Source organism: Enterobacter sp. SCRI0065, from assembly GCF_059766475.1.
This window is the reverse complement of record NZ_JCBAJB010000005.1, coordinates 1-23,965: the sequence shown is the minus strand read 5'-3', so window position 1 is coordinate 23,965 and position 23,965 is coordinate 1. Positions and strand designations below refer to the sequence as shown.

General features: G+C 49.3%; 25 protein-coding genes, 2 tRNA genes and 1 other RNA gene. 12 read left to right on the top strand and 16 right to left on the bottom strand.

The annotated features are described in order from the left end of the window. Positions 1-34 precede the first annotated feature (34 nt). A complete protein-coding gene (locus tag AC6EMZ_RS14740; protein WP_498403318.1) occupies positions 35-574 on the top strand; it encodes a septation protein A in 540 nt (179 codons plus the stop codon). A 50-nt stretch (positions 575-624) separates the two neighbouring features. Beyond that, complete coding sequence (gene yciA, locus AC6EMZ_RS14735; protein ID WP_498403317.1) at positions 625-1,023, top strand: acyl-CoA thioester hydrolase YciA; 399 nt, start codon at positions 625-627, stop codon at positions 1,021-1,023. Between the two features lie 31 nt (positions 1,024-1,054). Here yciA and tonB read toward each other — a convergent pair whose 3' ends face one another. Beyond that, positions 1,055-1,774, bottom strand: a complete 720-nt coding sequence (gene tonB / locus AC6EMZ_RS14730; RefSeq protein WP_498403577.1) for a TonB system transport protein TonB — start codon at positions 1,772-1,774, stop codon at positions 1,055-1,057. A gap of 221 nt (positions 1,775-1,995) precedes the next feature. Between tonB and AC6EMZ_RS14725 the strand changes: the two genes are divergently transcribed. Continuing rightward, the gene (locus AC6EMZ_RS14725) at positions 1,996-2,292 is read left to right on the top strand and encodes a YciI family protein (RefSeq protein WP_498403316.1); all 297 of its coding nucleotides are present in this window, start codon (positions 1,996-1,998) and stop codon (positions 2,290-2,292) included. A 102-nt stretch (positions 2,293-2,394) separates the two neighbouring features. Here AC6EMZ_RS14725 and leuE read toward each other — a convergent pair whose 3' ends face one another. The 4 genes from leuE to AC6EMZ_RS14705 all read right to left on the bottom strand — a co-directional run bounded on the left by leuE (position 2,395) and on the right by AC6EMZ_RS14705 (position 3,950). Further along, on the bottom strand, positions 2,395-3,030 hold the full coding sequence (leuE, locus tag AC6EMZ_RS14720; RefSeq protein WP_498403315.1) for a leucine efflux protein LeuE: 636 nt from the start codon (positions 3,028-3,030) through the stop codon (positions 2,395-2,397). Positions 3,031-3,098: 68 nt separating this feature from the next. Further along, a complete protein-coding gene (locus AC6EMZ_RS14715) occupies positions 3,099-3,509 on the bottom strand; it encodes an Exc2 family lipoprotein (RefSeq protein ID WP_498403314.1) in 411 nt (136 codons plus the stop codon). A gap of 18 nt (positions 3,510-3,527) precedes the next feature. Then, the gene (locus AC6EMZ_RS14710; protein WP_498403312.1) at positions 3,528-3,656 is read right to left on the bottom strand and encodes a KPN_01571 family protein; all 129 of its coding nucleotides are present in this window, start codon (positions 3,654-3,656) and stop codon (positions 3,528-3,530) included. 120 nt (positions 3,657-3,776) lie between these two features. Then, positions 3,777-3,950 carry a YciY family protein gene (locus tag AC6EMZ_RS14705; protein WP_498403311.1) on the bottom strand — a complete coding sequence of 58 codons (174 nt, stop codon included), beginning with the start codon at positions 3,948-3,950 and terminating at the stop codon, positions 3,777-3,779. Positions 3,951-4,093: 143 nt separating this feature from the next. Here AC6EMZ_RS14705 and cls point away from each other — a divergent pair, with 143 nt between their 5' ends. Together cls and AC6EMZ_RS14695 are read left to right on the top strand one after the other, a co-directional pair. Then, a complete protein-coding gene (cls, locus tag AC6EMZ_RS14700; protein WP_498403310.1) occupies positions 4,094-5,554 on the top strand; it encodes a cardiolipin synthase in 1,461 nt (486 codons plus the stop codon). A gap of 33 nt (positions 5,555-5,587) precedes the next feature. Beyond that, positions 5,588-5,917, top strand: a complete 330-nt coding sequence (locus AC6EMZ_RS14695; protein WP_498403309.1) for an HI1450 family dsDNA-mimic protein — start codon at positions 5,588-5,590, stop codon at positions 5,915-5,917. Between the two features lie 29 nt (positions 5,918-5,946). Here the strand turns inward: AC6EMZ_RS14695 and AC6EMZ_RS14690 are convergent, their stop codons facing one another. The 7 genes from AC6EMZ_RS14690 to AC6EMZ_RS14660 form a co-directional block, all read right to left on the bottom strand. After that, positions 5,947-6,783, bottom strand: coding sequence for an ion transporter (locus AC6EMZ_RS14690; protein WP_498403308.1), 837 nt, complete (start codon positions 6,781-6,783; stop codon positions 5,947-5,949). Positions 6,784-6,831: 48 nt separating this feature from the next. Continuing rightward, entirely contained in the window at positions 6,832-7,836 is a 1,005-nt protein-coding gene (oppF, locus tag AC6EMZ_RS14685; protein ID WP_498403307.1) for a murein tripeptide/oligopeptide ABC transporter ATP-binding protein OppF, read from the bottom strand. Then, positions 7,833-8,846 (bottom strand): ABC transporter ATP-binding protein, encoded by a 1,014-nt coding sequence (locus tag AC6EMZ_RS14680; protein ID WP_498403306.1) that lies wholly within the window; start codon positions 8,844-8,846, stop codon positions 7,833-7,835. The genes oppF and AC6EMZ_RS14680 overlap by 4 nt, the downstream gene beginning before the upstream one ends. Positions 8,847-8,857: 11 nt before the next feature. Next, positions 8,858-9,766 (bottom strand): oligopeptide ABC transporter permease OppC, encoded by a 909-nt coding sequence (gene oppC, locus AC6EMZ_RS14675; protein WP_498403305.1) that lies wholly within the window; start codon positions 9,764-9,766, stop codon positions 8,858-8,860. 14 nt (positions 9,767-9,780) lie between these two features. Beyond that, positions 9,781-10,701, bottom strand: a complete 921-nt coding sequence (oppB, locus tag AC6EMZ_RS14670; RefSeq protein WP_498403304.1) for an oligopeptide ABC transporter permease OppB — start codon at positions 10,699-10,701, stop codon at positions 9,781-9,783. A gap of 124 nt (positions 10,702-10,825) precedes the next feature. Further along, on the bottom strand, positions 10,826-12,460 hold the full coding sequence (gene oppA, locus AC6EMZ_RS14665; protein WP_498403303.1) for an oligopeptide ABC transporter substrate-binding protein OppA: 1,635 nt from the start codon (positions 12,458-12,460) through the stop codon (positions 10,826-10,828). Between the two features lie 776 nt (positions 12,461-13,236). Further along, positions 13,237-13,887 carry a YchE family NAAT transporter gene (locus tag AC6EMZ_RS14660; RefSeq protein ID WP_498403575.1) on the bottom strand — a complete coding sequence of 217 codons (651 nt, stop codon included), beginning with the start codon at positions 13,885-13,887 and terminating at the stop codon, positions 13,237-13,239. A 483-nt stretch (positions 13,888-14,370) separates the two neighbouring features. Between AC6EMZ_RS14660 and adhE the strand changes: the two genes are divergently transcribed. Continuing rightward, positions 14,371-17,049 (top strand): bifunctional acetaldehyde-CoA/alcohol dehydrogenase, encoded by a 2,679-nt coding sequence (gene adhE / locus AC6EMZ_RS14655; RefSeq protein WP_498403302.1) that lies wholly within the window; start codon positions 14,371-14,373, stop codon positions 17,047-17,049. An 80-nt stretch (positions 17,050-17,129) separates the two neighbouring features. Here the strand turns inward: adhE and tdk are convergent, their stop codons facing one another. Continuing rightward, the gene (gene tdk / locus AC6EMZ_RS14650) at positions 17,130-17,744 is read right to left on the bottom strand and encodes a thymidine kinase (RefSeq protein WP_498403301.1); all 615 of its coding nucleotides are present in this window, start codon (positions 17,742-17,744) and stop codon (positions 17,130-17,132) included. A 549-nt stretch (positions 17,745-18,293) separates the two neighbouring features. On the opposite strand from tdk, the gene hns reads away from it, so the two are divergent. Then, the gene (hns, locus tag AC6EMZ_RS14645) at positions 18,294-18,707 is read left to right on the top strand and encodes a histone-like nucleoid-structuring protein H-NS (protein ID WP_498403300.1); all 414 of its coding nucleotides are present in this window, start codon (positions 18,294-18,296) and stop codon (positions 18,705-18,707) included. 212 nt (positions 18,708-18,919) lie between these two features. Here hns and galU read toward each other — a convergent pair whose 3' ends face one another. The 3 genes from galU to rssA form a co-directional block, all read right to left on the bottom strand. Then, positions 18,920-19,828, bottom strand: a complete 909-nt coding sequence (gene galU / locus AC6EMZ_RS14640; RefSeq protein WP_498403298.1) for a UTP--glucose-1-phosphate uridylyltransferase GalU — start codon at positions 19,826-19,828, stop codon at positions 18,920-18,922. A 200-nt stretch (positions 19,829-20,028) separates the two neighbouring features. Continuing rightward, entirely contained in the window at positions 20,029-21,039 is a 1,011-nt protein-coding gene (rssB, locus tag AC6EMZ_RS14635; RefSeq protein ID WP_498403297.1) for a two-component system response regulator RssB, read from the bottom strand. Positions 21,040-21,130: 91 nt separating this feature from the next. Beyond that, the gene (rssA, locus tag AC6EMZ_RS14630; protein ID WP_498403296.1) at positions 21,131-22,033 is read right to left on the bottom strand and encodes a patatin-like phospholipase RssA; all 903 of its coding nucleotides are present in this window, start codon (positions 22,031-22,033) and stop codon (positions 21,131-21,133) included. A 114-nt stretch (positions 22,034-22,147) separates the two neighbouring features. Here rssA and AC6EMZ_RS14625 point away from each other — a divergent pair, with 114 nt between their 5' ends. From AC6EMZ_RS14625 to AC6EMZ_RS14605, 5 genes are all read left to right on the top strand, one after another. Continuing rightward, a complete protein-coding gene (locus AC6EMZ_RS14625) occupies positions 22,148-22,606 on the top strand; it encodes a YchJ family protein (protein ID WP_498403295.1) in 459 nt (152 codons plus the stop codon). Between the two features lie 47 nt (positions 22,607-22,653). Then, positions 22,654-23,496, top strand: a complete 843-nt coding sequence (gene purU / locus AC6EMZ_RS14620) for a formyltetrahydrofolate deformylase (protein ID WP_498403293.1) — start codon at positions 22,654-22,656, stop codon at positions 23,494-23,496. 156 nt (positions 23,497-23,652) lie between these two features. Continuing rightward, positions 23,653-23,737 (top strand) — tRNA-Tyr (locus AC6EMZ_RS14615). A 35-nt stretch (positions 23,738-23,772) separates the two neighbouring features. Continuing rightward, a tRNA-Tyr gene (locus tag AC6EMZ_RS14610) sits at positions 23,773-23,857 on the top strand. A gap of 43 nt (positions 23,858-23,900) precedes the next feature. After that, positions 23,901-23,965: non-coding RNA, RtT sRNA (locus tag AC6EMZ_RS14605), on the top strand; the annotation flags it as partial.

Genomic DNA, 23,965 nt, shown 5'->3' with positions numbered 1-23,965 from the left:
TTGCTCTGCCCAACGCAGAAGATGGAATCGAAGAATGAAGCAGTTTCTTGATTTTTTACCCCTCGTCGTTTTTTTCGCATTTTATAAGCTGTACGACATTTATGCCGCCACGACGGCACTGATAGTCGCGACCGCCGTAGTGTTGATCTACAGCTGGATACGCTATCGCAAAGTCGAAAAAATGGCGCTGATCACCTTTATTCTGGTGGCGGTTTTCGGCGGGCTAACCGTTTTCTTCCACAATGATGAGTTCATTAAATGGAAGGTGACGGTCATTTATGGCCTGTTTGCAGGGGCTCTGCTGTTCAGCCAGTGGGTGATGCACAAGCCTCTTATCCAGCGCATGCTGGGTAAAGAGATTACCTTGCCGCAAGAAGTCTGGTCACGCCTGAATCTCGCCTGGGCCGTGTTCTTCATTCTTTGCGGGGTAGCGAACATCTATATTGCCTTTTGGATGCCGCAGAATATTTGGGTCAATTTCAAAGTCTTTGGTCTGACCGCGTTGACGCTGATTTTCACCTTGCTCAGCGGCGTATATATCTATCGCCATATGCCCCAGGACGACAAGCAGTGATTCTTTCGGGCCAGACGCTTCTGGCCCGCTATTCTGTGAGTGAAATAACAATGACAACAACAAATGACGCCCCACAGGGCGAACTGGTTTTACGCACACTTGCAATGCCTGCCGACACCAATGCTAACGGAGACATCTTCGGCGGATGGTTAATGTCACAGATGGATATGGGCGGCGCAATCCTCGCAAAAGAAATCGCGCATGGACGTGTCGTAACCGTGAGAGTCGACGGTATGACGTTTTTACGTCCTGTCGCGGTGGGCGACGTCGTGTGCTGTTACGCGCGTTGCATCAAGCGCGGTAACACATCGATATCGATTAATATTGAAGTGTGGGTGAAAAAGGTCGCTTCTGAACCTATCGGTCAGCGTTATAAAGCAACTGAAGCCTTGTTCATCTATGTTGCGGTAGACAATCAGGGCACACCTCGCCCGCTGCCTCAGGTGTAAAAAAAGCCTCCACATTTGGAGGCCTTTCTATTTATTCCATCTGCGCCCCGCCATTCATGCGGAATACGATGTTAACGATAACGCCTTTGCCAGGTTTCCCTGCCTCGTAGCGCCATTTACGCATCGCTGTTTTGACGTCTCGTTCAAACATATTTGCCGGTTGAGCAGAGAGCACTTCCACATTTTCTACCCTTCCTTCTGCCGTCACATCAAATTTGACTCGCAGACGGCCCTCAATGCGCAGGGCCTGCGCGCGAGCCGGATAGACTGGCTGAGTACGGCTGAGTACACGTGGGCCAGAAGGCGCGCTGATGACAGGCTTTGCCGTAGCCGGCGAGTTATTCATCACTGGTTTCGCTGGCGCGGTATTTTGCACCGACTGTGTCGTACGCGGCTCGACCGGACGCTCTTCACGCTTAGGACGTTCTTCCACTTTCTTAACCGGCTTAGGTTTAGGCTTCGGCTTTGGCTTCGGTTCCGGTTTGTGAATCACGACCGGCGCTTCCTTAGGCGGCTCAGGAATTGGCTCAGGCTCTGGTTCAGGCTCGACAACCGGCTCTGGCGGAGGCGGAACGACCTGAGGCTCAAGATCGGCAGGTGTGACCATGGTCACCGAGATCGGCTGCGAGGGCGCTGGCATTTCGATAACCTGATGCACCGAAGTAAAAAGCAGTGCCGCCACTACGGCGCCATGAATAACGACGGACAGCAGCGTCGGCCAGGGGAAGCGGCGAGGTAAATCCAGAGTCATCGAAGTCATAATCGCTACAGTTAAAAAACCAGGCACTGATTTTAAATGCAAATAGCAATCATATTCAATAAGACACGCCATCTTCTTGCATTTAAAGTTCAAGGCGGAGCAAAAAAGGCGCGAGATTGCTAAGGTTTTAACAAGGTCGTTATCTTTACATTGCAGTCATCGATGCTTTCACATAACGTTAATAACACTTTTAATGGCTAAGGAGCTTCGCCGTGCTTTACGTGATTTACGCTGAAGATGTTGCTGATTCCCTGGAAAAAAGACAGTCCGTGCGCCCTGCCCATCTGGCACGACTGCAACTTCTACGTGACGAAGGAAAATTACTGACCGCAGGGCCGATGCCCGCTGTTGACAGCAACGATCCTGGTGCCGCAGGTTTTAGCGGTTCAACTGTCATTGCCGAATTTGAATCACTCGAAGATGCACAATCGTGGGCCGAAGCCGACCCTTATGTCGCGGCTGGTGTATACGCAAACGTCACGATTAAGCCGTACAAGAAAGTGTTTTAAGAGGGTAAGAAGGCTCCCGCAGTAGCCTTCTTTAAAACGTAGCAATACCTTTCAGAATCCCGGATATCGGCTACAACGAGCAATTTATTTCAAGAATGCCCGTCAGTGTAGCGACGCCAGTCGCGCAGCAAATCCCACAAACAGCAGTCCGATTAGACCATTCCCCAGCTTTGCCAGTTTCTTTTTTGTCTTGAGGTAACGCGTGACAAACGCACCGGAGAAAATGAGGAAGCTCATATAAACAAAGCTTATCAGTTCAAGCGTTGTGGCCAGAATTAAGAAAGAAGTACCGGTATTCTTCGCGTTCACGTCGATGAACTGCACGAAAAACGAAACATAAAAGAGGATCGCCTTTGGATTGGTCAGGCTTAAAACCAGGGATCGTTTCATAATCATACTTGCAGGCTCTGCCCCCGCTTCATGTCCGTGATTTTTACGCGTCAGGACTGACCAGAGCATTTTGCCGCCCAGCCAGAGCAGATACAGGGCACCTAAATAGCGAACGATATTGAACAGGACGGGAGTAGTCTGAATCAGAGCCGCCACTCCGGCCCACGCCAGAAACATCAGCACGGCATCACCGATAAATACGCCCGTAGCGGCCAGGTAGCCTTTTTTAACGCCATGACCAATGCCTGTTTTTAGCACAAATAATGTATTTGGGCCGGGAACCAGAACGATAAAGAACGCGCCGACGAAATATGTCCAGAAATTAAGTACACCAAACTCCGCAAACACAACTTACTCCTTATATAAAACATAATGAAAATGCCGCAGCTAAGCGGCATTTTCTGAGAACTCGGTATCTATTGTACGCCGTTATAGCCGTCAAGATAAGATGCAGCGAGCTCGTTCCCGAACAGGATCGCATCTTTCAGTTCCATATCCGATGTCCATTTATCACTCGCATTACCAGTAAAGCTGTGATTGGTTGTGACGTTTTGCTTAACCTGGTCGCGGATACTTTGTGCGTATTCAGCCGCCTCGGAGAATGTTCGACCTGCGGCACGGTCAGCTTTCCCCTGGGCGTAAATCTCGCGGAACTGCGGCACGTTCAAACGATAATTCTGCTGTTGGTTATTGGCAAAATTGCCACCGACAAAATTCGATTTATGTCCAATGAAGTAATAAGCATGTCTTTCTGGCGCGGTTTTTGTGTTAGCACACCCTGTCAGTACAAGAATCCCCATCATCACGGCAACCCGTTTTCCTTTCATCCCTTTTTCCTTTTTCCTTTATGAGAGCCACTGCATAATCCACGCGCTGATATATTCAGCTAATGCACGAAACGAAGACAGTTCCAAACTTTCTCTGAGCGCATCCAGCGCAAGAAACACCACTAATACCCAGAGGAACGGATTCATATTTTAAATTCGAGTTATTCTTTGTGCGCATTATATCGTTAAAGACGAGGAAAAAGGATACTGCGAAGATTGATAGTTATTCAGAAACATCAGGCACCTGTAACGGTGCCTTCAGGATGATCAGAGTTCGCGGACGGCAAACACCAGCGCATTGCGATGGCGACTCAGCCCACATTTCCTGATAGCGTGGATACGCATGTTGCGGCGTGATTGTGCTTCCAGCCAACGCGCCTTGCGACGACTCATCTGTCGCAACATACGCCAGCGCCCTACTTCGGTTCTACTGCGCTTCATGTTTACAACTCTTTCCTTAACAGAAACGCCATTATAAACCGTTGATAGCGGCAAACCAGCCTTTATCTCCCCTTTTTATTTGCCAGATGAATCCTGATGCGTAAACTCATAACAATACGCTTTCAAAAAGGATTTTTTATTTTATGACAACCTTCTACTCCGTGGTGAGTTGGCTAGTCATTCTGGGATACTGGCTGCTCATCGCGGGGGTCACACTTCGCATCCTGATGAAGCGCAGGGCCGTTCCATCAGCCATGGCCTGGCTGTTGATCATTTACATCCTGCCGCTGGTCGGGATCATTGCGTATCTCTCATTTGGTGAATTGCATCTGGGCAAACGACGTGCCGAGCGTGCTCGCGCCATGTGGCCCTCGACGGCGAAATGGCTCAACGATCTTAAGTCCTGCAAACATATCTTCGCCGAAGAAAACAGCAGCGTCGCCTCGTCGTTGTTCAAACTCTGTGAACTGCGCCAGGGCATTGGCGGGGTGAAAGGGAATCAGCTACAGCTGCTGACCACCTCAGAAGATGTTATGCAGGCGCTGATCCGCGATATTCAGCTCGCGCGCCATAATATCGAAATGGTCTTCTATATCTGGCAACCCGGCGGTATGGCCGATCAGGTCGCGGAATCATTAATGGCCGCCTCACGCCGCGGTATCCATTGTCGTTTGATGCTCGATTCCGCAGGCAGCGTGGCTTTCTTCCGTAGCCCATGGGCCGCCATGATGCGTAACGCGGGCATTGAGGTCGTCGAAGCGTTGAAGGTTAATCTCCTGCGCGTATTCCTGCGCCGTATGGATTTACGCCAGCATCGCAAAATGGTCATGATCGACAACTATATTGCCTATACGGGCAGTATGAATATGGTTGATCCGCGTTTCTTTAAGCAAGATTCCGGCGTTGGGCAGTGGGTTGATTTGATGGCTCGCATGGAAGGCCCCGTCGCCACCGCCATGGGGATCGTATATTCCTGCGATTGGGAAATCGAAACGGGAAAACGCATTCTTCCACCCGCCCCTGACGCAAACATTATGCCGTTTGAAAGGGAAAGTGGTCACACGATCCACACCATCGCCTCAGGGCCTGGCTTCCCGGAAGATCTCATCCACCAGGCGCTACTCACTGCCGCCTATTCGGCACGCGAGTATCTGATAATGACCACGCCCTACTTCGTCCCCAGTGACGATCTGCTGCATGCGATTTGTACCGCTGCGCAGCGTGGCGTTGATGTCAGCATTATTTTACCACGCAAGAATGATTCGATGCTGGTTGGCTGGGCGAGCCGCGCATTCTTTACTGAACTGTTGGCCGCAGGCGTGAAGATTTACCAGTTTGAAGGTGGGCTTTTGCATACCAAGAGCGTGCTGGTCGACGGTGAGCTTAGCCTGGTCGGTACCGTAAACCTGGATATGCGCAGCCTGTGGCTGAATTTTGAGATTACGCTGGTGATTGACGACGTTGGGTTTGGCGGCGATTTGGCGGCGGTACAGGATGATTATATCTCGCGCTCACGCCTGTTAGATGCTCGCCTGTGGGTCAAGCGCCCGATGTGGCAACGAATTACCGAACGACTGTTTTACTTCTTTAGCCCGTTGCTGTAAAACGTGGCCAACGTTGATAAACAGGTAACCATCATGGAAATGGATCTGAATAATCGCCTGACTGAAGACGAAACGCTTGAGCAGGCTTATGATATTTTTCTCGAATTAGCCGTCGATAATCTCGACCCGGCGGATGTCATTCTCTTCAACCTGCAGTTTGAAGAGCGCGGCGGTGCCGAGCTGTTTGACCCGTCGGAAGACTGGAACGAGCATGTTGATTTCGATCTTAACCCAGACTTTTTTGCCGAGGTTGTTATTGGCCTGGCGGATACCGACGGTGGCGAACTCAACGACATCTTCGCTCGGGTGCTGTTATGCCGGGAAAAAGATCACAAGTTGTGCCATATCCTCTGGCGCGAATAGTAAAAAGGCTGCGAATGCAGCCTTTTTATTTAATCAGGTAACGAACTGCCGCAGCGATTGCAAAAACGCGCGCTGTGTTCGTGGTTACTTTGCTGACAATTTGGACACTTCCGCTGCTGCTGACGATATTGAAACGCCGCGCTCATATGGGTGGTGATAAGTCCCGTCGGAATCGCAATCACGGAATAACCAATCAAAATCAGCACCGAGGCCACGATCCTTCCGAGCGGCGTGTGCGGCGTAATATCGCCATATCCCACCGTTGTCACCGTCACAATGGCCCAGTAGACCGATGCATTTAGCGTCGTGAATCCATATTTAGGCCCTTCGATTAAATACATCAGCGCGCCGAAAACAATCATCACAATCGCAATAAATGAGTAAAAGAGGATTAACTGATGGCGTGCGCTATAAATGGCTTTCCAGAACACCCGTAACGACGGCATAAAACGTAATAGCTTCAGCACACGTAATACACGGATCGCCCGCATCGCGCGCCAGGCGAAAACATAGTCGACGCTTATTTCAGGCCATAACCACATCACATACAGCGGCAAAATGGTCGCTAAATCGATAAAACCCCAAAAACTAAAAACGTATTTCGCCGGATTTGGCCAACAAAATATACGCAGCAAGTATTCAAAGGTGAAGACAAGCGTGACGGCTAACTCCAGCCAGACGAACAGGTGCCATTCATCAATACTGAGATGATATTGGGTCCCCAGCCCTGACTCGATAAAGATAATTAACACGCTGAGCAGTGCGAAAAGACCACAGAGCCCTTCGAACCGACGTCCAGAGCGGTTGTTTTGATCGAATAAAAATCGGTAAAGCTGACGTCGTACTGAAGAAACGGATAGCGACACGTTAACCTCGCAAAAAATTAAGGGCTGACATCATGTCAGCCCTTGCGATTATAACGGGTCTACTTTCAGGCAGGAAACCGCGTGACGGAAACTTCCTTCAAGAACGGGCCGAGTTTGCGCGCATTCCGGGCCCGCGATAGGACAACGAGTGCGGAAAACACAGCCCGACGGCGGATTGATAGGCGAAGGCAGTTCTCCTTCGAGAAGCTGTATTTTTTTATTCTTCTCCAGATCCGGGTCAGGAACCGGTACCGCAGACATCAGAGCTTTCGTATAAGGGTGTAGCGGATTGTGATACACCTCATCATAAGTGCCCAGCTCAACGGCATGGCCCAGATACATCACCAACACGCGGTCGGAGATGTGCTTAACCACCGCCAGGTCGTGTGCGATGAAGATCAACGACAGCCCCATTTCACGCTGCAGTTTTTGCAGCAGGTTCACCACCTGCGCCTGGATAGAAACATCCAGTGCTGAAACCGGTTCATCACAGATGATCAGCTTCGGTTCAAGGATCAGCGCACGCGCAATACCGATACGCTGACACTGTCCACCAGAAAACTCGTGCGGATAACGGTTAATGAGGTTTGGTAACAGCCCCACTTTCAACATCATCGCTTTCACACGATCGCGAGCTTCCTGGCGCGTCATCTTAGGATGATAGGTGCGCAGTGGTTCCGCAATAATTTCACCGATGGTCATACGCGGGTTCAGCGACGCCAGTGGATCCTGGAAAATCATCTGGATATCACTACGCACTTCGCGCCATTCGTCCGGCTTCATACCGAGCAAATCTTTACCCAGCCAGGCAACTCGACCTTCCGTTGCTTTTACCAGGCCGATAATGGCACGGGCAAACGTCGATTTACCACAGCCAGACTCCCCCACAACACCCAGCGTTTCGCCTTCGTACAAACGTAACGTTACGCCGTCGACAGCCTTCAGGGTTTTGGAGGGTTGCCAGAACCACTGTTTGCCATCTTTGATATCAAAATGAACCTTTAAATCGGCAATTTCGAGCAGCACATTTCTTTTTTCATCAATGGCGTTCATACCAGCTCCTCGTACGGCTTAAAGCAGGCGCGAAGACGGCCTGGTGCAAACGCGTCCAGTGGCGGAGCGCTGTTACAAATTTCCATCGCATGCGGACAACGCGGCTGGAAAGGACAGCCTTTAGGCAGACGCAACAGATTGGGTGGGTTACCCGGGATTGTCAGTAGTGCTTCGCCTTCTGCGTCGAGACGCGGAACGGCATTCAGCAGGCCGATAGAGTATGGATGCGCAGGATGATAAAACACGTCGCGCGCCTGACCATATTCCATCGTGCGACCGGCGTACATCACCAACACTTTGTCACAGATACCCGCTACAACGCCCAGATCGTGGGTAATCATGATTATTGCCGTGTTGAACTCGCGCTTGAGTTCATTCAACAACGTCATAATCTGTGCCTGGACCGTCACGTCCAGCGCGGTAGTTGGCTCGTCGGCAATCAGTAATTTTGGCCGGCACAGCAGCGCCATCGCGATCATCACACGTTGACGCATACCGCCAGAGAATTCATGTGGATACATGCGCATACGCTTACGCGCTTCCGGCATTTTGACCGCATCCAGCATTTTCACCGACTCTTCAAAGGCTTCGGCTTTATTCATCCCTTTGTGCAGCATCAGGACCTCCATCAACTGCTCGCCCACGCGCATATACGGGTTAAGCGACGTCATTGGATCCTGAAATATCATCGAAATCTGCTCGGCGCGCAGCTTGTTCAGCTCTGGCTCAGGCAGGTTAAGAATATTTTTACCGTTAAAGTTGGCCGTTCCACCAATACGTCCGTTTTGCGCCAGCAAGCCCATCAGCGCGAAGGCCGTTTGCGATTTACCAGAGCCTGATTCACCCACGATACCCAGCGTTTCGCCCGCACGCAGGTCAAAGTTGAGATCGTTAACTGCCGTCACATCGCCATCAGGGGTCTTAAAGGTGACTCGCAGATCTTTAACGTCCAGCAGGACATTTTTCTGCTGTTGCGACTGCGGCGCGTTTGCCGTTTCAATAATAGTCATGGCGGCACTCCTTAACGGTCTTTCGGATCGAGGGCATCACGCAGGCCATCGCCGATAAAGTTGAAACAAAACAGGGTTACCACCAGGAAACCAGCCGGGAAGAGCAATAGCCACGGAGAAACTTCCATCGAGTTCGCGCCATCGCTCAACAACGCGCCCCAACTGCTCAACGGCTCTTGTGTACCCAGACCGAGGAAGCTCAGGAAGGATTCAAACAGGATCATGCTGGGTACCAGCAGTGAAGCGTAAACCACCACCACGCCAAGGACATTCGGAACGATATGGCGAACAACGATGCCGCCGACAGATACACCGCCAACCTGCGCCGCTTCGATAAACTCTTTGCGTTTCAGGCTCAGGGTCTGACCACGCACGATACGCGCCATATCCAGCCAGGACACCATCCCGATAGCGACGAAGATCAGCAGAATATTTTGACCGAAGAAGGTGACCAGCAAAATAACGAAGAACATGAACGGGAAGGAGTTGAGGATCTCAAGCAGTCGCATCATGACGGAATCGACTTTGCCGCCAAGGTAGCCGGAAAGCGAGCCGTACAGCGTACCGACAATGACGGCCACCAGCGCCGCAGCAATACCGACCATCAAAGAGATACGGCCACCAATCGCCACGCGCACCAACAGATCGCGTCCTGAAGAGTCGGTACCGAAGTAGTGCCCTGACGCCATATCAGGCGCATTGGACATCATGCCCCAGTCCGTATCGAAGTAGGTAAACTGCGAAAGCAGCGGTGCAAATGCAACGAATACTGCGATAAAGATCAGCACAACCAGGCTGGCGACGGCCGCACGGTTATGCATAAAGCGACGACGGGCGTCTTGCCACAGGCTGCGCCCTTCGACTTCGAGTTTCTCACTGAAGTTTTCCAGCGCCTCGCTGTTTTTCTTACTTAACATCATGGCAAGCTCCAGTGCTAGTAGCGGATTTTCGGGTCGATAACGGCATACAGCACATCGACAACGGCGTTAAAGAGAATCGTCAGCGCGCCAACGAGGATAGTCAGGCTCAGCACCAGAGAATAGTCGCGGTTCAACGCGCCGTTCACGAAGAGCTGACCAATACCCGGCAGGCCATAAATAGTCTCGATAACCATAGAACCCGTAATGATACCGACGAAGGCTGGCCCCATGTAGGAGAGCACCGGCAGCAGCGCAGGTTTCAATGCATGACGAATGACGATCCGATGCATCGGCAACCCTTTTGCTCGTGCAGTACGAATGAAGTTCGAATGCAGGACTTCAATCATCGAGCCACGGGTGATACGCGCGATGCTCGCAATATAAGCCAGCGATAACGCCACCATCGGCAGGATCATGTACTTCGGTGCCCCGCCGTTCCAGCCGCCTCCGGGCAGCCACTTCAAGGTGATGGCAAATATCATCACCAGTAACGGCGCGACCACAAAACTGGGTATCACGACCCCCGTCATGGCTATCCCCATCACGGAATAGTCCCACCGGGTGTTTTGCTTGAGCGCAGCGATAACGCCTGCCGTGACGCCAAGGAGGACGGCAAGAATAAATGCCGCGGCACCTAATTTGGCCGAAACGGGGAAGCTTGATGCCACCAGATCGTTAACGGAATAGTCTTTATATTTGAATGACGGCCCAAAATCACCGTGCGCCAGCTGCTTCAGGTAATTGAAGTACTGGGTGGAGATAGGATCGTTTAAATGATATTTGGCTTCGATGTTCGCCATGACTTCAGGCGGCAGCGCTCGCTCGCTGGTGAAAGGACTACCGGGAGCGAGACGCATCATGAAGAACGAAATGGTAATAAGAATAAAGAGCGTCGGTATCGCTTCAAGACAGCGACGTAGGATAAATTTCAACATTGCCCGTACCTTCTGGCGTGTGCCTTTTACACATGCTCGCTCAGTGTGACCTGAATGATGCCGTGTAGTTAGTGCGATGAATTAAGACACAGTGGGGCAAATTGCTTTGCCCCACGGATTGCCATTAATGCTTAATGATGTACAGATCTTTGGTGTAGATGTTATCCATCGGATCTTTGCCGGTATAACCGCCAACCCATGGTTTCACCAGACGCGCATTCACGTAGTAGTAAACAGGGACGATGGCAGAATCTTTACCAAGCTGCTGCTCTGCTTTGTCATAAAGCGCGCTACGCTGCGCTTCATCCGTGGCTTTAAGCGATTCTTTCATGATCGCATCGAATGCCGGGCTCTTATAGTGCGCGGTGTTCATTGAGCTGTCAGAAAGCATTGTGTTCAGGAAAGAGGTCGGTTCGTTGTAATCCGCACACCAGCCAGCACGCGCTACGTCATAAGTACCCTGATGACGGGTATCCAGGAAGGTTTTCCATTCCTGGTTAACCAGTTTCACATCCACACCCAGATTTTTCTTCCAGATAGATGCGGCAGCGATTGCCAGTTTTTTGTGCAGATCGGAGGTGTTATACAGCAGGTTAAACGTCAGTGGTTTATCAGCGGTATAACCCGCTTCAGCCAGCAGCTTTTTCGCTTCTTCGTTACGTTTTTCCTGAGTCCAGCTGAACCACTCTGGTTTAGTCAGTTTTGCACCATCAGTATACGGCGGCGTGTAACCGAAAGCGGCCAGATCGCCCTGCGCTTTCACTTTGTTCACGATGATGTCGCGATCCAGACCCAGCTTCAGCGCAGTACGAACGCGAGCATCGGTGAAGGGTGCTTTCTGGTTGTTGATTTCATAGTAGTAAGTACACAGATACGGATCGACGTGTACTTCTGCCGGGATCTCTTTTTTCAGTTTCTGGAAGAGTTCAATCGGCAGGTTGTTATAGGTCATGTCGATCTCACCGCTGCGATAGCGGTTAACGTCTGTCACTTCTGAAGAGATCGGCAGGAAGGTAATCTGGTCTACAACCGTTTTTGCGTTATCCCAATAATGGGTATTACGCTCCATCACGATACGTTCGTTGACAACCCAGTCTTTGAGTTTGTACGCGCCGTTAGTCACGATATTGGCAGGCTGGGTCCACTTCTCACCGAATTTTTCGATGGCAGTTTTATTGACCGGGGACATTGCCGGGTTAACCAGCAATTTGTAGAAATACGGAACCGGCTCGCTCAAGGTGACTTCCAGCGTATGGTCGTCAATGGCTTTTACGCCAAGCTCGGAAGGTTTCTTTTTACCGTCGATGATTTCATCAACGTTAGTGATATGGCCGTACTGCGGGTAGCTTGCATAAGGTGACGCGGTATTTGGGTCAACCAGACGTTGCCAGCTATAAACGAAATCTTGAGCGGTAACAGGATCGCCATTGGACCATTTAGCATCTTTACGCAGATGGAATGTCCAGACTTTAAAGTCCTTGTTATCCCAGTTCTCAGCAACGCCCGGAATGGGGTGACCGTCTTTTGTAGAAGTAATCAGCAGGCCTTCGAACAAATCACGGCTGATGTTTGCTTCTGGAACACCCTCAATTTTGTTCGGATCCAGCGACTGTGGCTCAGCGCCGTTGTTGCGGATCATGGTCTGCTTTTCTGCCAGCGTAACTCCAGCGGGAACGTCGGCAGCCATTGCCATATTACCCGCGATCAGCGCAGTGAAAATCCCCGCGGCAATCAATCTTTTTTTTGTGATGATGGACATTGTGTTGGTACTCCACTCATTATAATTACTGGTTTTATTACCAGCCTGTTTAATTATTCCCCTTAAGGGATCCTGAGCAACGCAGGAGTTTTTGCTGCTGTCAGGTCGTTTTACTGCTTGCTATCACCGACTGTACTTATTACTGGTGTCTCGTTTGGCCACCTTGCGTCGATTCTTAACACGCCTACCCTGTCTGGCGACGTGCATTATCTCTCTGAGATGAGCGCTATATATGAAAACCATTCTCATCTGCGTGAATACTGGAGCAAAATATAAGGCCGGAAAGTACCAAATGGCTTAATTTCACGCCAATACATTTTGCAAATTTGTTAAGCAATTCTCTTTTACGGTGATTACCGTTTCGGTGAGGGCTGTCCTGCCGTACATCAAACGCAACTAAAAGGCTCTGCATTCAATGTGATAGAGAGATTTTGCTCTCTTTACGCTTCACTGCGCATTCATCGACTGGTTTTTGTACAAAAATTTAACAATTGATTATTATCTAGCACATTCTTCTAAGGTAATGTTGAATTTACTAATATCATTTCAGTTATCCCACAGCAAGCCCCAGAGTATCGTGTGAGTAAAATAACAGAGCGTTTGCGCGGATTATGTGCAGGCAGTTGAACCGATAAATACTAAGTTACTGAAATGTAAAGGAAGTGGTTTATTAGCGGAATTTATTATTTCTTGTGAAGATTTCAACTTTATTTATATGATTTGCTGATAGTAACGAAAAAAAACGGAGCCAAAGGCTCCGTTCTTTCATTTGAAATCTAATTGACTAAGCCAGGGAAAATACTTTTCAGCCCGGTCACGATAAATTCAATCCCTAGTGCCATCAGTAGCAACCCCATTATGCGGGTGATAACGTTGATGCCCGTTTGGCCCAGCAAACGAACGAGCCAGGGGGCAATACGAAAAACGCCCCAGCAACACAAAGCGAAAAGCGCAATAGCGACGGAAAACCCAATGAGATGTACCACATTGTGATACCGCGTTCCCCAGACGATGGTAGAACTGATAGCACCCGGCCCTGCCATAAGCGGCAATGCTAATGGGACGACCCCAATGCTTTCGCGAACGGCTGTTTCCGTTTTCTCTTGCTTGTTCTGTTTATCCTCACCGAGTTTTCCACTGATCATCGACATTGCGATGGTCACAACGAGGATGCCACCCGCGATACGGAAGGAGTCGATGGAAATACCGAAGATTTGCAGAATCGAATCACCGAGAAACAGCGATGTCAGCAATATTATGGCGACCGACAAGTTTGCAGTCAGGTTGGTCTTGTTCCGGGCAACCGCCGTTTGGTAACTGGTCATACTAATGAAGACCGGAATAATACCTACCGGGTTAACAAGCGCGAACAAACCGATAAAAAACTTAAAATAGGTTGAAAAATCAAAGAGCAATGGGGTCACAATTAGCTCCGTAAATCAGCATGGCCCAGACGACAAAAGAAATGAATAAAAGCCGCGCTGAAGATACGCTGTTTATCAGCATACTTCACCAGAAATCTGCGACAAAACGCTATGATTTTCATGTGTTAAACATTTGTGCAACCAATGCTAGTATAGGCTTCATTACTTTTGTAATTATTTAACACTTGATATTAATGTTCGAAATACCGGTGCTGAAAGGTATCAGCTTCGGTATAAATTGATGCAGATCATGTTTTCCGTACTCAGAAGTGAGTAATCTTGATGACACTGACAGGGAGTTGACCTGACAAAAAGGGATGATGCTAAAGTAAGGCTCTTTTAGTAAGTTAGTGCTCAGCAGTAGAGAACATCCACAGTAAACCTTTGTTTTATTGTGTGTTAAGCAAGTGCTGGTACCTCGTCTATAATGTTGTCGTATCGGGCGCTGGTTTACTAAAAGAGTTTAAACATTATCAGGAGAGCATTATGGCTGTTACTAATATCGCTGAACTTAACGCACTCGTAGAGCGCGTCAAAAAAGCCCAGCGTGAATATGCCAATTTCACCCAAGAACAGGTTGATAAAATCTTCCGCGCCGCCGCACTGGCAGCTGCAGATGCTCGAATCCCTCTCGCTAAAATGGCCGTTGCCGAATCTGGCATGGGTATCGTTGAAGATAAAGTGATTAAAAACCACTTCGCTTCAGAGTATATCTACAACGCCTATAAAGATGAGAAGACGTGTGGCGTTCTTTCTGAAGACCACACTTTCGGTACCATCACGATTGCTGAACCCATCGGCATCATTTGCGGTATCGTTCCGACTACCAACCCAACTTCTACTGCAATCTTCAAATCACTGATCAGCCTGAAGACCCGTAACGCGATTATCTTCTCTCCACATCCGCGTGCAAAAGATGCGACTAACAAAGCGGCAGACATCGTTCTGCAAGCGGCAATCGCAGCTGGTGCGCCTAAAGATCTGATCGGTTGGATTGACCAGCCTTCTGTTGAACTGTCTAACGCATTGATGCATCACCCTGACATTAACTTGATTCTGGCCACTGGTGGCCCGGGTATGGTTAAAGCAGCATACAGCTCCGGTAAACCAGCAATCGGTGTTGGTGCAGGTAACACACCTGTGGTCATCGACGAAACCGCCGATATCAAACGTGCTGTTGCATCGGTTCTGATGTCTAAAACCTTCGATAATGGCGTTATCTGTGCGTCCGAGCAGTCTGTCGTTGTTGTGAGCTCAGTATACGATGCCGTTCGCGAACGTTTCGCAAGCCACGGCGGCTACATGCTGCAGGGCAAAGAGCTGAAAGCCGTTCAGGACATCATTCTGAAAAATGGCGCGCTGAACGCGGCTATCGTAGGTCAACCGGCTTATAAAATTGCTGAACTGGCGGGCTTTACCGTTCCGGTCTCCACCAAAATTCTGATTGGTGAAGTTTCCGTAGTGGACGAAAGCGAACCATTTGCGCACGAAAAACTGTCTCCTACCCTTGCCATGTACCGTGCGAAAGATTTCGACGATGCAGTAGTAAAAGCAGAGAAACTCGTTGCCATGGGTGGTATCGGTCATACTTCTTGTCTGTATACCGACCAGGACAACCAGCCTGAACGTGTGGCTCACTTTGGCCAGATGATGAAAACCGCCCGTATTCTGATTAACACCCCTGCTTCTCAGGGTGGTATCGGCGATCTGTATAACTTTAAACTCGCGCCTTCCCTGACTCTGGGTTGTGGTTCATGGGGTGGTAACTCCATCTCTGAAAACGTTGGTCCTAAGCACCTGATCAACAAGAAAACCGTTGCTAAGCGAGCTGAAAACATGTTGTGGCACAAACTTCCGAAATCTATCTACTTCCGCCGTGGCTCACTGCCAATCGCGCTGGATGAAGTGATTACTGATGGCCACAAACGTGCGCTCATCGTGACCGACCGTTTCCTGTTCAACAATGGCTATGCTGACCAGATTACTTCTGTCCTGAAAGCGGCTGGCGTAGAAACCGAAGTGTTCTTCGAAGTTGAAGCAGATCCAACGCTGACCGTCGTGCGCAAAGGCGCAGAGATGGCGAACTCGTTCAAACCAGACGTCATCATCGCACTGGGCGGCGGCTCCCCGATGGATGCGGCTAAGATCATGTGGGTCATGTACGAACATCCAGAAACCCACTTCGAAGAACTGGCACTGCGCTTTATGGATATCCGTAAACGTATCTATAAGTTCCCGAAAATGGGCGTGAAGGCGAAAATGATTGCCGTCACCACTACCTCCGGTACCGGTTCTGAAGTAACACCGTTTGCCGTTGTGACTGATGACGCAACAGGTCAAAAATATCCGCTGGCAGATTATGCTCTGACTCCAGATATGGCGATCGTTGATGCAAACCTTGTCATGGATATGCCGAAATCACTGTGCGCGTTCGGTGGCCTGGATGCAGTCACTCACGCCCTGGAAGCTTACGTTTCCGTACTGGCTTCTGAGTTCTCTGATGGTCAGGCTCTGCAGGCACTTAAACTGCTGAAAGAAAACCTGCCAGCATCATACAATGAAGGTTCTAAGAACCCAGTAGCGCGTGAGCGCGTCCACTGTGCTGCAACCATCGCAGGCATCGCGTTTGCTAACGCCTTCCTGGGTGTATGTCACTCTATGGCACACAAACTGGGTTCTCAGTTCCACATTCCTCACGGTCTGGCGAACGCCCTGCTGATTTCAAACGTTATTCGTTATAACGCTAACGATAACCCAACCAAGCAGACTGCTTTCAGCCAGTACGACCGTCCGCAAGCACGTCGTCGTTATGCAGAAATCGCTGACCATCTAGGCCTGAGTGCTCCTGGTGACCGTACTGCAGCGAAGATTGAAAAACTGCTGGCATGGCTGGATAGCATTAAAGCTGAGCTGGGTATTCCTAAATCTATCCGCGAAGCTGGTGTGCAGGAAGCTGACTTCCTGGCTCACGTTGACAAACTGTCTGAAGATGCCTTCGATGACCAGTGTACTGGTGCTAACCCGCGCTACCCACTGATCTCCGAACTGAAACAGATTCTGCTGGATACCTTCTATGGACGCGAATTCAGCGAAGCTGAACCAGCAGCTGTAAAAGTTGAATTACCAGTAGTGAAAGCCGATAAGAAAGCGAAGAAAAACGCTTAATTGTTAGCAAAATAAAAAAACCCGCTTCGGCGGGTTTTTTTATGGCTATAGAGAACAACAGGCAATATTTACGAGGAATTCTACTTTCGGTTTTCTTCCTGAATCGCCGACAGAGATCCTGTTTTCAGTGCTTCTTTATAATGTTTACGACAGACAGAGACATAACGCTCATTGCCGCCAATAACGACCTGCTCACCTTCAGCGTAGGGCTTACCCTCTTGATCAAGACGAAGAACCATACTGGCCTTCCGACCGCAAAAGCAGATGGTTTTCAGTTCAACGAGCTTATCTGACCACGCCAGCAAATACTGGCTTCCTACAAAGAGCTCTCCGCGGAAATCCGTGCGTAATCCATAACACAGTACCGGGATATCCAGCTCATCAACCACGTCAGAGAGAGCATGTACCTGCTCGCGCGTCAAAAATTGGCATTCATCTACCAGAACGCAATTCACCGGCTGAGAAGCATGCTCATTACGGATTTCATCAAGCAAATCGGTTTTAGTGTTAAAAAGCTTTGCTGGTGAAGACAGACCGATACGCGAGCTCACTTTACCTGCACCGAAGCGGTCATCAATTTCAGCGGTGTAAACAACCGAGCGCATCCCCCTTTCTTGATAATTGTATGAGGATTGCAGCAGCGCCGTGGATTTCCCCGCGTTCATTGCGGAATAGTAGAAATAAAGTTGTGCCATTGGTCGTTAAACCCTAATCAATGTGTAATATTCCCGATGTCCGATTGTACCATATTTTGTCTTGTTTACCGCGACTCGAAGCACAGACTATACGTCAGGAAGTAACATATACATTGAAAACAAAAGAGAAAATAATGCGTTAAAACAGGCAGTAAAGGCTACTACCGCACCTTAATGACATGGCTTTAGCTATCGTGCTCCGCCGAGTTTGAAACTAATATGCCAGGGGATGAAAAATCAGTTTCCATTAACTATTTTTGCTATTTAGTGTCTTTATGAGAGTAATACGAAAGGTTGATATTTATCCTTCGCAACTATAATTGATGCGAAATTTGTCACAAAGGTAAACTCATTGACGGTAGGTTGTAGGGGTTTGTATGGATAACTAGCGGCCGCGCGAGCAGTCCAATTTAAGTTAGCGTAATTAATAATAGCGTCTGATATTTCGTATTTTTTGAATTCCTTACATTCCACCCTATTGCACATCTCAAATTATCACTCTATTATTAGGACAACAAACCACCCCATTATAAGTTTGAGATTACTAAAATGAGCGAAGCACTTAAAATTCTGAACAACATCCGTACTCTTCGTGCCCAGGCAAGAGAATGCACTCTCGAAACTCTGGAAGAGATGCTGGAAAAATTAGAAGTTGTTGTACACGAGCGCCGTGAAGAAGAAAGCGCTGCAGCAGCTGAAATCGAAGAACGCACGCGTAAACTTCAGCAATACCGTGAAATGCTGATTGCAGACGGTATCGATCCTAACGAATTACTGAATAGCATGTCTGCTGCTAAAACCAGCACTAAAGCAAAACGTGCTGCTCGCCCTGCTAAATATAGCTACGTTGATGAAAACGGCGAAACTAAAACCTGGACCGGTCAGGGTCGTACGCCAGCAGTAATCAAGAAAGCAATGGATGAGCAAGGCAAACAACTGGATGATTTCCTGATCAAGGATTAATGCTCGCGCCTTCTGGAAAATCCCGCTATATGCGGGATTTTTTATGCCTGTCATTTATATCGAGACATCTGCTTACACCCTGTCATTTTATGAAAAAGGATAATGTAGACTTCCTGACATTAACCTTTCCCTAAGGCCAGGGTTTTCCGCAGGCATAAAAAAACCGGTGCAGCGTAAAGCTATCACCGGTTTTGTTAATCTGGTGTATCAGATTAGTTTTTAACGCCCATGGTATCTTTCAGCCAGGCTTTAAATTCTTCGCCCAGCGAGTTATGGCGAATACCATATTCGACGAATGCGCGCATGTACCCGAGCTTATTACCGCAGTCGTGGCTCTTGCCTTTCATATGGTAGGCTTCAACGGTCTCTTTCTCGATCAGCATATCAATGCCATCGGTCAACTGGATTTCGTCACCCGCGCCCGGAGGGGTCTTAGCCAGCAGTGGCCAGATCTCAGCGCTCAGAACATAACGACCCACTACAGCAAGGTTAGACGGCGCAACGTCGGCCTTTGGCTTTTCAACCACGCCAACCATTGGTACGCTCTCGCCAGGCTTAAGCCCAACGCCTTTGCAATCAACCACACCGTATGCGGTAACATCATCCACTGGCTCAACCATAATTTGGCTGCTGCCCGTTTCATCAAAACGTTTAATCATCTCCGCCAGGTTATCCTGAGACAGGTCTGATTCGAACTCATCCAGAATAACGTCAGGCAGAATAACCGCCACTGGCTCATCACCTACTACCGGGTGCGCGCACAATACTGCATGACCCAAACCTTTTGCCAGACCCTGACGCACCTGCATAATGGTGACGTGCGGTGGGCAAATAGACTGAACTTCTTCTAATAGCTGACGTTTAACACGTTTTTCCAGCATGGCTTCAAGTTCAAAACTGGTATCAAAATGGTTTTCGATAGAGTTTTTGGATGAATGCGTCACCAGCACAATTTCGGTAATGCCCGCGGCAATACACTCGTTGACCACATACTGGATTAATGGCTTATCAACCAGCGGCAGCATTTCTTTTGGAATTGCCTTGGTTGCTGGCAGCATCCTGGTTCCCAATCCCGCCACCGGGATAACGGCCTTTGTAACTTTCGAATTTAGGGCAGCCATTGAAATCTCCTGAACTGTTCAAGTTTTGAACTTTATGCAATTAATAACGCATCGAGTATATCAGCCACTGCTTGTAAACCGGGTCTGAAAAGGGTGCGTTACCGATCAATTAGGATAAATACGTATGAAACTGGCAACGATAGTAGCACTGCCAGTAAAACGACGGTAAAGCTATCTGAAGAATAAACTTCAACTGCTTATTACGTGGACAACATTAAGCGTAAGCGCCCGCCTGCCCCCCAAATTTGGCATTGCCATGATGAACAGCGGTGGCTTATTTGATTCAAATAGGTTGTTCCTAACGTCCCCAACGGAACGCCATTACTTACCTGAATATGATGCTCGCCAGTATTAAGGGTTGCGTTAAGACCTGCGGATACCAGGATAAGGTTTTTTAATCCACTGTGGTAATAACCGACTAACAGCGGAAATTGTCCAGGCAAATTGGCTTGACGAAAGAGATGGTTAACTTGTTTAAGTAAAGCCCCCAATTCTGGCAGCCGCTGACCTTGATGAGACAACTGTTCTTGCAGTAAGCCATTGAACAGCGCACGTAATAATAACGCCGCTAACACACCGTTATCACCTGCTCGCGTGACATCCAGGCAATAGAAGGCGAGATCCGTATCGGAGAGCGGGGCAATATCGAGCACTAATCCGTGCTGGTCAGCGGCAACCAATTGACGATAATTCACCCGGCAATGCGACATCGTCTGCTGAACGGGCGGCTGAAGCTCCTGTAATAGCTTAGCAGCAGCATGAGGATTGCTAACCAACGCATCCCAGTCCTGAAAAAGACGTTCTTCTTCCTCAACCCGTGAATTAAACATATGGGGATAGAGACAAGCGAACACGGTTTCACGTAGCCGATTCAGATCTTTAACGGGTTTCAGGAGAACATCCTGCACGCCCAGGCGCAATGCTTTGGCGATATCAGCCATATTTTCAGTGGCCGAAATGACCAGAACAGGCATCTGATCACCATTGCTACGCAGATGCTCCACCAGTTTGAGACCGTCCATACGTGGCATATCGAGGTCACAGATCATCAGATCCGGCGCGATATCGATCATTATTTCAAGTGCTTCCAGGCCATCAGCAGCAAGTAGAGTAGTGGCACCCAGCGAAGTTAACCACGAATCCAGCAGCGAACGGAAAACGGGCTCGTCTTCGACAATGAGGATCTGTTTTCCGGCCAATTGCTGCGTCATGTTTTCTCCCCTGGATGACGATAAGTAAATAGTGGCATGCTATTGCTCCCGTCGCCTGTCAGAATTTGCTGAAGTCGTCAAAAAAGAGTGCTTAGACGCTCGTTCGCACTAAAGGTAAAAGTTCATCCATTTTCTTCTCGACGGCAAGCGCACCGGCAGCGATAGCCGCCTCAGCACGATGAAAATCGAGCGTTGATATTTGCGGACAGAAGGGTTGAATCAGGATATCAGGGGGATCGCCCGCCATTCGATTACGTTTAAGACGGTTTTCGAGCACCTGAATAGATGTCGTCATGATCTCCATCGCCGTAGGCGCAGAAATCAACTTTTGGGACGCCACTCGCCCTAACCGCCCGCGCAGGCGTTCATGCCAGGCGAGCTTATCATTATCTGCCGCTTCGTTTTGAACGTTTATCGGCATTAAATCTTGCTGCATCAAATGAGCATCATGCTGGAGATCCACGGCAATAACGATATCAGCCCCCATTGCACGAGTCAGCGAAACGGGCACAGGATTAACTACCCCGCCATCAACCAGCCAATAACCGTTATGGGGAACGGGTGCCATTAAGCCTGGCATACTGCAAGAGGCACGAACAGCAAGATGGAGATCCCCTTCGGTGAACCATATCTCTCTGCCCGTGCTCAGATTCGTTGCCACCGCGCCAAACGGCATCTGGCAATGCTTGAAGTCGTCTAATGGCATTATTTCTCGGAACCGGTTGAACACCCGTTCCCCGCGCAGCAGTCCGCCGCGTTGCCATGAGAGATCCATGAGGCGGAGCACGTCCCAGTAGCTAAAAGAACGTACCCACGTTTCCAGTTCCGGCATTTTACCGCACGCATGTGCGGCTCCTACCAGCGAACCGATGGAACAACCTGCAACCAGATCAACGTCGACACCGAGTCGTTTTAACGCGTTTATCACGCCAATATGTGACCAGCCCCGGGCTGCACCTGAGCCCAACGCCAGACCAATTTTAACCTTTCTCATTAGTCCTGTTTTACTTCCCCTGGATTCCCGGCGTAGCGTCATAGCTACCGCTCAGTTAACATAGTGCTACCCAGGCGTTATACGCCGTTACTTTTTTATTCCAGGAAGAGAATTGTGTCTCAACTCTGCCCCTGTGGTAGCGCTCTGGAGTATAGCCTATGTTGCCAGCGATATCTTTCTGGCGAGCAGGTTGCTCCAGACCCGTCACACCTTATGCGTTCCAGGTATGCTGCTTTTGTGACCAAAGACGCAGACTATCTCATTAAGACCTGGCACCCATCCTGCCACGCTGCTGATTTTCGCCAGGAGATAGAAGCCGGTTTTGCCAACACGCAATGGCTCGGTCTCACCCAGTTTGAAACCTCTGAAGGCAGTGGTCCTGACGAAGGATTTGTCAGCTTTGTCGCTCGTTTTCACGAGCAGGGCAAGGCAGGCGCAATAATAGAACGCTCGCGGTTCTTACTGGAAGGTGGTCAGTGGTACTATATTGATGGTACTCGTCCGCAGTTTGGTCGTAATGACCCCTGCCCTTGCGGATCGGGTAAAAAATTTAAAAAGTGTTGCGGGCAATAACGCCTGACCACAAATAACAAGCAAACACTCAACAGGATTTCCTCGCGATGCAATCATCACAACGCAAAATACTGCGTACTATTTGCCCGGACCAAAAAGGTCTGATCGCTCGTATCACCAACATTTGTTACAAGCATGAACTGAATATCGTGCAGAACAATGAGTTCGTCGATCACCGTACCGGCCGCTTCTTTATGCGTACCGAGCTGGAAGGTATTTTCAACGACACGACGCTGTTAGCCGACCTGGACGGCGCGCTGCCAGAAGGTTCCATACGTGAGCTAACTCCAGCCGGACGCCGTCGCGTGGTGATTCTGGTTACCAAAGAGGCACACTGCCTTGGCGATCTCCTGATGAAAGCCAACTACGGTGGACTGGACGTTGAGATTGCGGCTGTCATCGGTAACCATGACACGTTGCGTACGCTGGTAGAGCGATTCGATGTCCCGTTTGAACTGGTGAGCCATGAAGGCCATACCCGTGAAGAGCACGACGAACTCATGGCTCAGGCAATCGAAGCGCACAATCCGGATTATGTCGTGCTTGCCAAATACATGCGCGTTCTGACACCGACTTTTGTTTCGCGCTTCCCGAACAAAATTATCAACATTCACCATTCGTTCTTGCCTGCCTTCATTGGCGCGCGACCTTATCACCAGGCTTATGAGCGCGGCGTGAAGATCGTTGGAGCAACGGCGCACTACGTCAACGACAACCTGGATGAAGGCCCAATCATTATGCAGGACGTTATACACGTCGATCATACCTACACTGCAGAAGATATGATGCGTGCCGGACGTGACGTCGAAAAGAACGTGTTAAGCCGTGCGCTGTATCAGGTACTGGCACAGCGTGTCTTTGTGTACGGTAACAGAACGATCATTCTTTAATCCTTTATAAAATGAATTGATTAGCTTTACACCTTTACGGATAAAAAGCAGACAAACGATTCATTTTTCACAAAGGAACGCTTTACAGGGGCGTGTCATTTGATATGATGCGCCCCGCTTCCAACAGGAAGCAGGCCAGTAATAGCATTACCCCGTGGTGGGGTTCCCGAGCGGCCAAAGGGAGCAGACTGTAAATCTGCCGTCATCGACTTCGAAGGTTCGAATCCTTCCCCCACCACCATCTCTCAGCTTTACCTCAATAGTAGAATTACCCCTGGTGGGGTTCCCGAGCGGCCAAAGGGAGCAGACTGTAAATCTGCCGTCATCGACTTCGAAGGTTCGAATCCTTCCCCCACCACCATCTCTTCAGAAATATCCATTCTCAGTATTTCGTCATTTTCAAATATTCTGCCCCACGGGGAAGGATGAGAAGCTTCGACTAAGGTTCGATTCGAGCGTAGCGAGAAAG